This is a genomic window from Flavobacterium sp. MR2016-29 (assembly GCF_015350695.1).
GTDB lineage: Bacteria > Bacteroidota > Bacteroidia > Flavobacteriales > Flavobacteriaceae > Flavobacterium.
This window is the reverse complement of sequence record NZ_JADKPU010000002.1, coordinates 1-14,682: the sequence shown is the minus strand read 5'-3', so window position 1 is coordinate 14,682 and position 14,682 is coordinate 1. Positions and strand designations below refer to the sequence as shown.

At 34.2% G+C, this 14,682-nt stretch carries 9 protein-coding genes; 4 read left to right on the top strand and 5 right to left on the bottom strand.

Annotated elements, in window-relative coordinates; all coding sequences use genetic code 11:
- Positions 1-242: 242 nt before the first annotated feature.
- The 3 genes from pgmB to IR010_RS05975 all read right to left on the bottom strand — a co-directional run bounded on the left by pgmB (position 243) and on the right by IR010_RS05975 (position 3,622).
- Positions 243-899: a beta-phosphoglucomutase gene (pgmB, locus tag IR010_RS05985; protein ID WP_194602483.1), complete on the bottom strand. Its 657-nt coding sequence runs from the start codon at positions 897-899 to the stop codon at positions 243-245.
- Positions 892-2,412 carry an MFS transporter gene (locus IR010_RS05980; protein ID WP_029271736.1) on the bottom strand — a complete coding sequence of 507 codons (1,521 nt, stop codon included), beginning with the start codon at positions 2,410-2,412 and terminating at the stop codon, positions 892-894. The genes pgmB and IR010_RS05980 overlap by 8 nt, the downstream gene beginning before the upstream one ends.
- A 178-nt stretch (positions 2,413-2,590) precedes the next feature.
- Positions 2,591-3,622: a LacI family DNA-binding transcriptional regulator gene (locus IR010_RS05975; RefSeq protein WP_029271737.1), complete on the bottom strand. Its 1,032-nt coding sequence runs from the start codon at positions 3,620-3,622 to the stop codon at positions 2,591-2,593.
- Positions 3,623-3,858: 236 nt separating this feature from the next.
- Here IR010_RS05975 and IR010_RS05970 point away from each other — a divergent pair, with 236 nt between their 5' ends.
- The 4 genes from IR010_RS05970 to IR010_RS05955 all read left to right on the top strand — a co-directional run bounded on the left by IR010_RS05970 (position 3,859) and on the right by IR010_RS05955 (position 12,479).
- Positions 3,859-6,798, top strand: coding sequence for a SusC/RagA family TonB-linked outer membrane protein (locus IR010_RS05970; RefSeq protein ID WP_194568013.1), 2,940 nt, complete (start codon positions 3,859-3,861; stop codon positions 6,796-6,798).
- 17 nt (positions 6,799-6,815) lie between these two features.
- Positions 6,816-8,411, top strand: coding sequence for a RagB/SusD family nutrient uptake outer membrane protein (locus IR010_RS05965; protein ID WP_029271739.1), 1,596 nt, complete (start codon positions 6,816-6,818; stop codon positions 8,409-8,411).
- Positions 8,412-8,442: 31 nt separating this feature from the next.
- Positions 8,443-9,543, top strand: a complete 1,101-nt coding sequence (locus IR010_RS05960; protein WP_194568017.1) for a SusE domain-containing protein — start codon at positions 8,443-8,445, stop codon at positions 9,541-9,543.
- A gap of 62 nt (positions 9,544-9,605) precedes the next feature.
- Positions 9,606-12,479 carry an alpha-amylase family glycosyl hydrolase gene (locus IR010_RS05955; protein WP_194602480.1) on the top strand — a complete coding sequence of 958 codons (2,874 nt, stop codon included), beginning with the start codon at positions 9,606-9,608 and terminating at the stop codon, positions 12,477-12,479.
- Positions 12,480-12,572: 93 nt separating this feature from the next.
- Here IR010_RS05955 and IR010_RS05950 read toward each other — a convergent pair whose 3' ends face one another.
- Entirely contained in the window at positions 12,573-12,800 is a 228-nt protein-coding gene (locus IR010_RS05950; protein WP_029271743.1) for a DUF6814 family protein, read from the bottom strand.
- A gap of 13 nt (positions 12,801-12,813) precedes the next feature.
- On the bottom strand, positions 12,814-14,310 hold the full coding sequence (locus tag IR010_RS05945) for an MFS transporter (RefSeq protein ID WP_194602477.1): 1,497 nt from the start codon (positions 14,308-14,310) through the stop codon (positions 12,814-12,816).
- Positions 14,311-14,682 lie beyond the last annotated feature (372 nt).

Sequence of the window (14,682 nt, the reverse complement as noted above, 5' to 3'; positions counted from 1 at the left end):
TTTTAATTTGATAATATGGCAATTTGATAATGTTTCAATTAGATAATTAGATAATGTGCTAATTTGATAATTATTTATTTTGTCTTACTTCTAATTTGATTCTATCTTTATAATTGCCTGTTGTTCTACTATTTTACTTTTTTAATTAGATGATTGATATTTTTAAAATATCTAATGGTTGAATTAACGTGGTAATAAGTCATTTTCTAATTATCAAATTGACGCATTGCCACATTTTTTCACTAACCGATTAGTTTCTCAATAAACGCGGTGTTTATTTCTGTAAAATCTTTAAAAATATAATCAGCTTCATGTAAAATTGTTTCCTCACCAATTCCTACACTTACCATCTCTCCTATGTTTGCCGCCTGAATTCCGGCAACAGAATCTTCAAATACAATTGAATCTTTTGGATCAATATTTAACAATTGAGCCGCTTTTAAGAAAACTTCCGGATCTGGTTTTGCATTGGTAACATCATTTCCGTCTACAATAACATCGAAATACAAAATGATTCCGGTTTTCTCTAAAATTGGTCTTGCATTTTTGCTGGCAGAACCCAATGCAATTCCTTGTTTTTTATCTTTTAATAATTGCAGAATTTTAAAAACTCCAGGAAGAATCTCGCTTTCATCCATGTCAACTAAATAAGATAGGTAATCTTCATTTTTTTGAACCAGCCATTTGTCTTTGTCTTCCTGAGAAGCTTGAACATTTCCTAATTCAAGAATTATATCTAACGAACGAACGCGGCTTACACCTTTAAGTAATTCGTTATGTTCGTGTGTAAAATTTATGTTTAATGATTGAGCGATTTTCTGCCAAGCTAAAAAATGATATTTAGCGGTGTCGACAATTACGCCATCAAGGTCGAATATGAATGCTTTTTTGTTATTCATGAATTTCAATTTTAGTTCTGCTATTTACTCTAAGGGTAAGTAATCCGGCAAATATCATCGATACTCCTCCGATTATTAGTGCGTAAATAGGTTCATTATGAAAGAATTGTTTGATTACAAAACCTAAGATTGTTGCTGCTACAATTTGTGGGATTACGACGAAAAAGTTAAAAACTCCCATATAATAGCCCATTTTTGCGGCAGGCAAAGCGCCAGATAACATGGCATAGGGCATAGATAAAATACTTGCCCATGCAACGCCAACTCCTAACATTGGCAGGATTAGCATTTGTTTATCACCAATAAAATAAATTGAAATTAAACCAACACCTCCAGCGCATAATGCCAATAAATGTGTTGCTCTAACACCAACTTTTTTTGCAATAACAGGTAATAAGAATGCTACCGCCGCGGCGATTCCGTTGTAAACAGTAAATAATACAGAAACCCAGTCTGCAGCATCATTGTATACTTTAGAGGTTGTATCTGTTGTGCCAAAAATATGTTGTGTAACGGCTTGTGTTGTATAAATCCACATGGAGAAAAGCGCAAACCAAGAGAAAAACTGAACCCAAGCCAATTTTTTCATTGTGACAGGCATGTTCAATAAATCAGTCATGATTATCGTAAAGCCATTATGTACTTTCGAAGTTCTTAATTGTGATGCGATCATGAATAAAACTCCCATGAATATAAGACCAACAAAAAGAATGTAAAGTTCTTTTGCAAGGCTGTTTTCCAAAATAAGAAAAGAAACAGTACCTCCAATAACTGTTAGTAATACTCCTAAAAGCAATTGTTTTTTGATATTGCTTTTTGATTCTGTTTCTGGATTTAGGATAAGATCTTCTTTATCTTTTTTGCTTTGGGCTTCAAAAGCATGAAGTTCCTCTGGAGTATATTCTGTTGTTTTAAAAACAGTCCATAAAACTGAAAGCAGAAAAACAATCCCTCCAATATAAAAGGACCATTTTACAGAATCTGGAATAATTCCTTCAGGAGCAGTATTGCTGACTCCAAAAACATTGGTAAAAAGATAAGGTAAAACAGAGCCAACAACAGCACCAGTTCCGATAAAGAAACTCTGCATAGCAAAACCTAATGTACGCTGTTTTTCTGGTAAATTGTCACCAACAAAAGCACGAAAAGGTTCCATTGACACATTTATTGAGGCATCCATTATCCATAAAGTTCCCGCAGCAATCCATAAAGTTGGAGAGTTCGGCATAATGAATAATGCAATTGATGACAAAATTGCTCCGATAAGAAAATAGGGGCGGCGTCTGCCTAAGCGAGTCCAGGTTCTATCACTGAAATAACCAATTACGGGCTGAATAATTAAACCTGAAACAGGAGCAGCAATCCATAAAATTGGAATTTCGTCAATTTTGGCACCTAGGGTTTCAAAAATTCTTGAAGTATTTGCGTTTTGCAGTGCAAAACCAAACTGTATTCCCAAGAAACCGAAACTCATGTTCCAAATTTCCCAGAAACTTAATTTACGCTTTTCCATTATCGTAATTAAAAATTAACTAGACGATAAGCGCTTTGCTTATCAAAACTTACTATTTTTTTCGAAGTAAAAGTAAAAGCTTTGACGGCCGTAAAAGTATAAATTATTTTTAGATATTAGCTAACAAAAAAGCCATAAATATTATTTATGGCTTTAGAATAGGTTGATTTTAAGAAAATTAATCAGTAGATTCTCTTTTTATAAGATGTGTTTCGATAACTTCTGTAGTGTAGTTTTCATTTTCTTCCTCCTCATCTTCATGCTCTGCTTCGAGCCTTTCAATAAGCATTTTAGCAGCTTTATTTCCCATTTTTTCACCACTCTGGCTTACGGTTGTAATACTTGGTGTCGAATATTTTGAGATGATTCCGTCTGTAAAAGCAATTACAGCTAAATCTTCAGGAACTTTAAGTCCCATTTTTGATGCGGTCTTGATAATTGTTACTGCAAAAAGTTCATTTACAGCAAAAACAGCATCAAAAGCACGATCGTGCAAAAGTTGGCTAATGGTAATTTCGCAAGTGTCTACATCTTCAATTTTGATTATTAAATCTTCATTAAAAGGTAATCCGTTATCTAAAAGTGCTTTTTCGTAGCCGTCAGTTCTGAGTTTTCCAACACTTACATAATCAACAGTGGTAACGAGCGCTATCTTTTTTCTGCCGTTGTCAATTAAACTTTGAACGGCTTCATATGCTGCCGCCTTATCATCAATAATTACTTTGTCGCATAAAATATCATTAGTAACTCTGTCGAACATTACAACGGGCATTCCCTGATTGATTACTTCTGTAATGTGGTGAAAATCACCTTTATATTGCGTTTCTTTAGATAAAGACATGATAAAACCATCAATACTTCCGTTGGCCAGCATCTCCATATTCAATACTTCTTTGTCAAAAGAATCATCAGACAAACAGATTACAACGCTATAACCATTTTCGTTGGCAACCTGCTCAATTCCGTTAATGACAGTAGAGAAAAAATAATGTACAATTTCTGGAATGATAATACCAATACTCTTGGTTTTTCTGTTTTTTAGGCTTAAAGCTATATTATTCGGCTTATAATTGTAAAACTTTGCAAAAGCCTGCACCTTTAAGCGTGTCTCTTCGCCTATCTCTAAACTGTTTCTGAGTGATTTTGAGACAGTTGAAATAGATACGTCAAGTTCCTTTGCAATCTGTTTTAGGGTTATTTTGCGTTTCATAATGGTTTTTTGGAAAAAATCTATTTGTTAATAAAGGTATGCTATATTTTTATAATTGATAATTTTTGACTTAAAAGATTACAAAAAATAGAAAGTTTTCAACACTATCACGTTTTCGTAAACTAATAAAAATGGCTATGTATTGCCAGTGTTAATAAATTCCTAATTTTGAAATTCGAAGTAAAATTAAAAACTTAACTAACAATCACAAACTCAAACTAATTTAAACAAAAAGTATGAAAACAATTTACAAAAAGTTGTTATTTTTATTCCTACTGCTGCCGTTTACTGTGTTAGCTCAAAGCACACTAAGCGGAACTGTTGTCGATAAGGCTACAGGACAGCCGATTCCGGGCGTAAATGTAAATGTACAGGGCGCTACAGGAGGCACCTCTACAGATTTTGACGGGAAATTTCAATTGCCTAATCTAAAAAATGGTGACAAAGTTGTCGTTTCATTTATTGGATACAAAAGCACTACCGTTGCTTTTTCTGGTCAAAAAACAGTAAGTGTTTCGCTAGAAGAAGATACCAACCAACTTAAAGAAGTTGTTGTACAAGTAGGTTACGGAACTGTTAAGAAAAAGGATGCAACAGGTGCTGTAACGGTATTAACAACAAAAGATTTTAATAAAGGACCTGTTACATCTGCAGATCAGATGATTCAAGGTAAAGTAGCTGGTTTACAGATCATAAACGGTGGAGGTTCTCCAGGAGCTGATCCGATTGTAAGAATTAGAAGCGGGTCTTCTCTTAGTGCAAGCAACGATCCTTTATATGTAATTGATGGTGTTCCGGTTGCAGCTGGAGGAGTTGAAGGAGGAAGAAATCCACTTTCAACAATTAACCAAAATGATATTGAATCGATTTCAGTTTTAAAAGATGCTTCAGCTACTGCCATTTACGGTTCTAGAGCTTCTAACGGGGTAATTATTATTACGACTAAAAAAGGAAAAGCTGGTGATATTAAAGTAAGTTACAACGGAAACTTTCAAGTTTCAGAAGTAACTCAAAAAGTTGATGCTTTGTCAAGCGGTCAATTTAGAGATTTTGTAGCTGCAAACGGAACTGCTGCTCAACAAGCTTTAGTAGGTTCTGCAAATACAAACTGGCAAGATGAAATTTACAGAACTGCTATGGGTACTGATCAAAATATCTCTGCTAGCGGTGGTGTTGATAATATAGCTTACAGAGCTTCTGTTGGTTACACAAACTTAAATGGTATTTTATTAAGAGATAATTTTGAGAGAACTACATTAGGAGTTTCGCTTACTGGAGACTTTTTTGACAAACACTTAAAAGTTCAGGTGAATAATAATACTTCTGTGATTAAAAGTAATTATAGTACTACTGGAGCTGTAAGTGCTGCGATAGGCTTTGATCCAACTCAATCAGTTAAAAATGCTGACGGAACTTATTTTCAATGGCTAACTAATCCAACAGAATTTAATCAATTGGCTGGAAAAAACCCAGTTGCTTTGATTAATCAACAAGATAATTTAGGTACTTTTTATAGAAGTCTAGGAAATATTCAATTGGATTATAAATTACACTTTTTACCAGAATTAAAAGCTGTTGCAAATTTTGGTTACGATCAAATGAATGGTCGTGGTTATGGTGGAATCAATGGAGATTACTTAAACGGTCTTAAAGGGTCAGGTTATAACAATAGCTATGAAAACGTAGAAAAGAGAAATAATAAATTAATGGATTTATATCTTAACTATAACAAGAAAATTGAGTCGATTGATACTCAGTTAGATGTTACAGGAGGTTATACTTACCAAGATTTTAGAGAAGAGAAAAACAAATCAAGCTACAATTTTGAGAATGATTTGAATACAGTAGAATTGTTTACACCAACACATATTAATTTACAATCTTTCTTTGGAAGAGCAAATATTAGTGTTGCTGATAAATATTTAGTGACGCTTTCTATCAGACGTGATGGTACTTCAAGATTTGCAGAAAATAATCGCTGGTCAAATTTCCCTGCAGCTTCTGTAGCTTGGAAATTGAATGAAGAAGGTTTCTTAAAAGATGTGAGTGCTATTACTTCATTAAAATTAAGAGGAGGATGGGGTATAACTGGACAGCAAAATATTGGAGTTAGTTATCCTTCTTTACCATTATATTTAGCATCAAACAGTGCTGCTCAATATCAAATTGGCAATACATTTTATACCACTTACAGACCGCAGCCATACAATAGTAATTTGAAATGGGAGGAAACGACTACTGTAAACATTGGATTAGATTTTGGTCTTTTCAATAATAGAATTACAGGTACAGCAGATCTTTACCAAAGAACAACAGATGATTTATTATTGTATACTCAAAATCCTGCATTTTTTGGATTTTCAAATTATGATAACTACAATGTTGGTAGTATTAAAAATAAAGGACTTGAGTTAGCTGCTGAGGTGATTCCGGTTCAAACAGATAATTTAGAATGGAGAATTGGTGGAAATATTACTTTCCAAGATTCAAAAATTACAAAATTAACAACTACTCAAGATAATACTCCAGGGATTGATACAGGAGATATTGGAGGAGGAACAGGAAATAAAATCCAAAATCATCAAGTAGGTTATGCTCCAAGTTCATTTTATGTGTACGAGCAAGCATACGGCGCTGACGGAAAACCTTTAGAAGGCGTTTTTGTAGATCGTAATAAAGACGGAATTGTAAATGCTGATGACAGATACCGTTTTCACAAACCTGCAGCAGATATTTTTTACGGATTCTATACTAGTTTAACATACAAAAGTTGGGATATGTCTATGAACTGGAGAGGTTCATGGGGTAACTATATGTACAATAACGTAGATTCAGGTTATGGTACTTATAACAATGTTTTAACCAGACAAACTGACTTATCAAATGGTGTTGAGAATCTTTTAGAAACAGGATTTAAAAAATCAAGCGATTTTCAATTGCACTCTGATTACTACGTGCAAAATGCTTCTTTCGTAAAATTGGATAACATTGCAATTGGATACACTTTTAATCAAAAAATTAAAGGTATCTCTACGCTAAAGTTAACGGCATCAGCTCAAAATGTTTTGACAATTACAAAATATGACGGATTGAATCCTGAAATTTCAGGAGGTATAGATAATAACATTTATCCTCGTCCAATTACTTTCACGTTAGGATTAAACGCTAACTTCTAATTCAAATAACAAGAAAAATGAAAAAGATACAAATAAAATTAATGGGTATTTCTTTGTTTATGATGACGATGTTGTTTTCATCATGTACAGATGATTTAAACCAATCACCAGATACAGGAGATTCTGTAAGCAGTGACGAACTTTTTGCAGATCCTGCCGCTTACAAAGGAAACTTAGCTAAATTATATGCTGGTTTTGCAACTACAGGACAGCAAGGTCCAGCAGGAAGTCCAGATATTTCTGGAATCGACGAAGGAACAAGCCAATATATTAGAGGTTTTTGGATGATGCAGGAATTAACAACTGATGAAGCTGTTATTGCATGGAATGATGGTACTATCAAAGATTTTCACTCACAGACTTGGTCATCATCAGACACTTTTATTGCTGCAACATTTGCACGTTTTTCTTTTCAAATCGTAAACTGTAATGAGTTTTTAAGACAAACTACAGATGAAAAATTAGCAGGAAGAGGAGTAACAGATGCTGCTATTTTAGCAGATATTAAGTTGTATCGTGCAGAAGCTCGTTTTTTAAGAGCTTTAACATACTGGCATTTGGTAGATACTTTTGGAGGAGGATCATTAGTAACAGAAGATTCTCCAACTACATTCTACTATCCGGAGTATGCTACAAGAGCTGAGCTGTATAAATTTATAGATGAAGAACTTACTGCAATTGAGCCGTTATTGAAAGCACCAAAAACAAATGAATTGTATCGTGCTGATCAAGCTGCTGCTTGGATGCTGCATGCTAAATTATACATGAATGCAAAAGTTTATATTGGTACAGACAATTATGCAGCTGCACTTCCATTAATTGAAAAAGTTATTACTTCTGGTTATACTATTCATAATAACTACAATCAGTTGTTTTTAGCTGATAACGATAAAAATGGAGCTCAAAATGAATTTATTTTTGCTGTTGCGTTTGACGGAATCAAAACTCAAACTTACGGAGGAACGACATTCTTAGTTCATGCACCAGTTGGAGGAAGTATGCCTATCGCGCAGTTTGGTATAAATGGAGGCTGGGGAGGTATTAGAACAACATCTGCTTTTGTAAATAAGTTTGATGCTAATACAACAGATACAAGAGGTCAGTTTTATACAGCTGGACAGTCTAAAGAAATTGCAGATCTTGGTTCATTTACAGATGGATATGCTATTCAGAAATTTAAGAACGTTGATGTGAATGGTGTTCAAGGATCAGATAAAGCAGGAAATTTTGCAGATACTGATTTTCCAATATTTAGATTAGCTGATGCTTATTTAATGTATGCAGAATGTGTTGTAAGAGGTGCAGGAGGTAGTTTAGGAACTGCAACTAATTATATAAATGCATTAAGAACTAGAGCAAAAGGTAATACTATAACTCAAACAGATCTTAACTTAAATTTCATTTTAGATGAAAGAGGAAGAGAACTTCACTGGGAAGGACACCGTAGAACTGATTTGATCCGTTTCGGTAAATTTACTGGAGGCGCTTATTTATGGCCATGGAAAGGAAATGTTGCTGCAGGAACATCTACACAATCTTTCAGAGACTTATTTCCAATTCCAGCAGGGGCTTTAGGTTCAAACCAAAAATTGAAACAAAATCCTGGATACTAAAAAAAAACTTACTAACTAAATAATACCACAAATGAAAAATATAACTAAATCACTAATTGCTTTATTCGCATTAGTTGCAGTATCATGCAGCGTTGAAGATGTACAAGACAGACCTGTTATTGACGGAGTTGATGCTCCTGTTTTAACAGCTCCTTTATCTGGTGCCGCTTACGTTTTAACTCCGGCTAACGCAGATGCACAAGCAGAGCGTTTTACATGGAATTCTGCAAATTACGGCGGAGATGTTGAAGTAACTTATACAGTTGAGGTTGACTCAAAAGGAAATTCTTTTAAAACACCTCAAGAATTAGGAACAGTAAAATCTGCAAATCAGGTTTCAGTTTCTGTTGGAAAATTAAATACTGCGGCATTAGCTTTAAAAGCGACTCCATTTGTAACAGCAGATTTTGAAGTACGTGTTAAATCTACTGTAGCAACAAATATTATGTATTCTAACGTTGTCGGAATTGTTGTAACACCTTACACTACTGAAACTCCAAAATTATGGGTTCCAGGAGGATATCAAGCGGCAAGTGGTTACGGTTCAGATTGGACTCAATCTTCTGCTCCTACATTATTAGCTGAAGGTTACGGAAAAACTGCTTTTGACGGTTATGTATATTTTGCAACAGCTCAAGATAACACTGTTGATGGAAAAGGATTTAAGTTAACTACTCAAGCTGACTTTAATGGTACAAACTACGGAATTGGTGCTGCTGCTGGAACATTAAGTGCTGCTCCAACAGCTAAAAATCTTCCAATTCTTACAGCAGGTTACTATAGAATTAAAGCAGATACTGATCCTGCAAAATTAACATACTCTGCAACTAAAGTTACTTGGGGAATTATTGGTAACGGAACTCCAGGAGGATGGGATGCAGATACACCAATGACTTATAATCCTACTACTAAAAAATGGACAGTTACTGTAGTTTTAACAGCTCAAGCTGCTCCTGACAATGGTATGAAATTTAGAGCAAATGGCAACTGGGATTTAAATTATGGAGATACGGGTGCTAATGGAACTCTAGAAGAAGGAGGAACTAATATTGGTACTTCTGCTGGAACTTATTTAATCACTTTAGATTTAAGCAGTCCAAGAAATTATACTTACACAATGGTAAAACAATAATAAGTTGAAAACCAAAAAAGAGGCTATCTACGGATAGCCTTTTTTAATAAAAGCTATTAATTATGAAAAAAACTTTACTATTACTTTTCCTTTTGTTGTCTGCGATGTCATTCGCACAGCAGCAAACGGCAACTTATACGGTGAGTCCTTCTTCTTTTGAGGAAACTGCTTCAATTACGATTACAATTAATGGGAGCAGTATAAATGAAAGTACTTGGGGCGTTACAGACAACTCACTTTATCTTTGGGCTTGGGCTTTTGATACCAATGATACTACTCAAAAAGGAACTCCAGATAATGGTGCTTGGGAAGCTTCAAGTGAAGCAAGTAAATTTACTTACAATGCCGCTACAGATACTTATACAAAAACCATTACGCCAACAACATATTATAATACTACTGGAATTGGCAAAATTGGTTTTTTAATTAAAGCTAAAAACGGAACTGGTGATAAAAAATCACAAGACATTTTAGTTGAAGTTGGATCTTTTCAAGTTAATCTAACTTCTCCTGTAGAAAATAGCACAGCAATTTTAGCTTCGGGTTCTAATTTTACTATTGCTGCAACAAATACAAACGGAACAGCAAGTTATACTTTAAAAGCAAACGGAATCTCAATTGATACTAATGCAAGCACATCAAGTTATTCGTATACTGCTGCTAATGTAACAGCTAATCAAAATTATGAGCTGGTTGTAGTACAGGGAACGGTTACAATTTCTAAAAAGTTTTCTATTGTAATAAATCCAAATACAGTTTCTGAAGCTATGCCAGCAGGTTTAGTTGACGGAATTAATTATAATCCTTCAGATGGTACAAAAGCAACTTTAGTGTTAGATGCGCCTTTAAAAGATTTTGTATACGTTGCAGGAAGTTTCAATAACTGGAATCCGACATCTTCGTATGCCATGAAAAAAGACCCAGTTTCAGGGAAATTCTGGTTAGAATTAACGGGATTAGTTTCTGGAGTTAATAATACGTATCAATATTGGGTTGTAGACAATACACCGCTTGCAAACTCGCCTTCATTAGTAAAAACGGCTGATCCTTATTCTACTTTGGTTTTGTCTCCTTACGATGATTCATCGATTCCTTCAGCTTCGTACCCTAATTTACCAATTTACCCAGCAGGACAAAATTTTGAAGTTACGGTTCTTAAAACAGGACAAACTCCATATAATTGGCAGGTAACTAATTTTGCAAAACCTGAAAAAGATAAATTAGTAGTTTATGAACTTTTGGTTCGTGATTTTGATGCTAAAAGAAATTATCAAAGCATTATTGACAGAATAGATTATTTTAAAACACTTAAAATAAATGCTATCGAATTGATGCCTGTAATGGAATTTGAAGGAAATGAGAGCTGGGGTTATAATACGTCATTTCATATGGCTTTAGATAAATTTTACGGTACTTCTGACAAATTAAAAGAGTTGATTGATCTATGTCACCAAAACGGAATTGCAGTTATTCTTGACGTAGCATTAAATCACGCTTTTGGTAGAAATCCGATGGTTAGAATGTGGATGAATGATCCTGATGGAGATGGTTTTGGATCGCCAACAGCTGAAAATCCTTATTTTAATACCGTAGCAAAACACAGTTATAGTGTTGGCGAAGATTTCAATCATCAATCTGTTAAAACACAATATTATGTAGAGCGCGTTGTAAAACAATGGATTGAGGAGTATAAAATTGACGGTTTCCGTTGGGATTTAACCAAAGGATTTACTCAAGCCTGTACGGCAGCAGATGAATCTTGTACAAATGCTTATCAGCAAGATAGAGTAGATGTATTGAAGAAGTATGCTGACTACTCTTGGAGCCTTGATCCAACACATTATACTATTTTCGAACATTTAGGAACTGATACTGAAGAACAGCAATGGGCAAATTACAGAGTTGCCGAGACGCCAAGCAAAGGTATTATGTTGTGGGGAAAAATGACAGATCAATACAATCAACTATCAATGGGATATGCTACAAGCAATAATATTTCAAGAATGGTTAGTGCGAACCGCGGTTTTACAGCGAATCGTTTGATGGGTTATGCAGAAAGTCATGATGAAGAACGTTTGATGTATAAAAATGTACAGTATGGAAATGCTGCTGGAACTTATAACGTAAAAACATTAAATACAGCCTTGTCAAGAATGTCTGCAATTGGAGCCGTTTCTTTATTGATTCCGGGGCCAAAAATGATTTGGCATTTTGGAGAACTTGGTTGGGATGATTCTATTTTTACCTGTAATAACGGAACTGTAAATGATGCTTCGGCAACTATCACCGGAGATTGTAAATTAGACACTAAACCCCAGCCACAATGGGCAGAAAATTGGTTGGGCGATCCAAATAGAAATAAAATTTATTACGATTGGGCCAAAATGATTAACCTGAAAGTAACTGAGCCTGTGTTTTTAGGAACAGCTACAATGGCAAATGCAAATACATTAACTGTAAATATAAAAATTACAAATGCAAGCTTGGCTTCGACACAATTAAAAGATGTATTGATTATAGCCAATTTTGATGTTACGGCTCAAAATGTAGCTACAGGTTTTCAGTATAGTGGAACTTGGTACAATTTAATGGACAACTCAACTTTAAATGTTACTGACCCAACAGCTACTATAAATTTAGTGCCTGGAGAATATAGAGTTTACGGAAACAAAACGGCTAATCTGGCTTTGCCTGATTTTGAAAAAGGAAGCTCAGTTAATTTATATCCTAACCCAGTTTCAAATTATTTCACTTTAAATATTGCTGTAACTAAAGTTCAGGTTTATGCGATATCAGGTCAATTAGTGAAAAGCTTTGCTGCAAATGGAAATACAGATTTTCAATTTGGCGTAAGCGACCTAAAAACGGGATTGTATATTGTAAAAGCACTTGATGAGAATAATAAAATTCAGGTAATGAAATTTATTAAAAAATAAACATTGCGTACAGTAATTTAAAAATTGGTTTTGTTAGTAATGCAAGAGGGCTGTCTATTATAGACAGCCCTCTTGTTGTTTAAGTGATTTTGGTTATTTTTTATCATTGTTGTATTCGCCGATAACAGAAAAATAACCAAAAGTACCCAAACCCAAAACGATCAGCGGGGTGAGAATAAATAGGATGATAACTCCAAAAACCAAGTCATCTTGCTGGTCTGATAAAAACTTTGGCAAGCCAAATTCAAACACACAAAAATAAGCAGCGGCGATGGAAAGTATGATCCATAAAACACCTAAAATTTTTTTAATTGTATTCATATATATGTAGGTATTAAAGGTGATTCGTTTTGTTTTTATTATCAATATAGATCATACCTATTACAAAGCAGACTGAAGCAATAATGATAGGATACCAAAGTCCGTCAAGATAAAATTCTGGTTTGCCATTCGCTTTGGCGTGTGTTACAAAATAGGTTGAAATCGCTGGAAGCAAGCCTCCAAAAATTCCGTTACCAACGTGATATGGCAATGACATTGACGTGTATCTGATTTTAGCTGGAAACATCTCAACTAAAAATGCAGCAATTGGCCCGTAAACCATTGTAACAAATAAAACCTGAATAAAGACCCAAAAAATTAAACTCCATTCGTCTTCAGAATTGATATTGATACTAACATTGACTTGTGATTTTTTCTTAGTATTAAAATCTGTCTTTTTTTCAATGTACGTAGTTCCGTCTGTGTAGGTTTTTGAAATTGTGGTTATTACATCATTATTTTTTGTTCTTTCAATGTTTTGACTTCTTTTTTCTACAATTTCGGTTTTGTAACTAACATCTGCTGTGTTGTACATTTCTGTGTAAATAGATCTATAAGATAAAATTGCAAGCAACATTCCAAACATCATAATATATTTTCTTCCAACTTTATCACTGAGCCATCCAAAAACAATAAAAAAGGGAGTTCCTAGCAACAAAGCTATTCCAAGTAATTCATCAACTTGCGATGAATCAACATTCATAACTGTTTTCATGAAGCTCATAGCGTAAAATTGTCCTGTGTACCAAACAACGCCTTGCCCCATTGTTGCTCCAAATAATGCGAGCAATACGAATTTTAAGTTATATCTGTTGCCAAAACTTTCTTTTAGCGGATTTGTACTCGTTTTGCCTTCTTTTTTAGCTTTAGCAAACACAGGAGATTCGTCCATATTTTTTCGGATCAAATACGAAATTCCTACCATTACAATCGAAACCCAAAAAGGAATACGCCATCCCCAAGAATCAAAATCTTCGCTTGAAAGTACATTTTTAGTGGCTAGAATTACCATTAGGGAGATAAACAAACCAATTGTAGCTGTGGTTTGAATCCATGATGTCCAATATCCTTTTTGTCCAACAGGGGCATGTTCAGCTACGTAAGTTGCTGCGCCACCATATTCTCCACCCAAAGCAAGCCCTTGTAATAAACGAAGAATTAAAATCAATAAAGGTGCAAAAAAACCAATAGATTCATAACTCGGAATACAACCTATTAAAAAAGTAGAGCCTCCCATTAATAATAAGGTAGCCATAAAAGTGTATTTACGGCCAATAATGTCGCCAAGGCGTCCAAAAAATAAAGCTCCAAAAGGTCTTACTACAAATCCAGCAGCAAAAGTGGCCAATGTCGATAGAAATGCTGCAGTAGGATTATCACTCGGAAAGAATTTAGTTGATATAACAACAGCTAAACTGCCAAAAATATAGAAATCATACCATTCAATCATGGTTCCCATTGATGAAGCCGAAATTACTTTCCAAATGCCTTTTGTAGAATTTTTACCCATAAAATAATCTTGTGTTCTTCTTAATAAATAAAAGTATAAGGTATTGTTTTACGAATATAAAGCATATTTGTTTAAATAATCAATACTTTTTTAACAAAAGTACATTATTTGCTGACTTTTATAGTTTAAAAATAAAAATGAAAGTTGTTTCTTCTTAAAGAATAAAATCTAGGTATGTTTTTCTTAGAATTATCAGAAATATTAAAGTAGGAATTGAGATTTAACCTCAAGCACAAAATAAAAAGCTTAGAAATTAAGCCATGCTTTGTCATTTTGCCGCAAAGCCCACAAATAAAAATGCAAAGGTTCACACAAGATTTACTATTGTGAACCTTTGCGTTCAATCACCAAAAAGTATTAAAAACAAAAAAA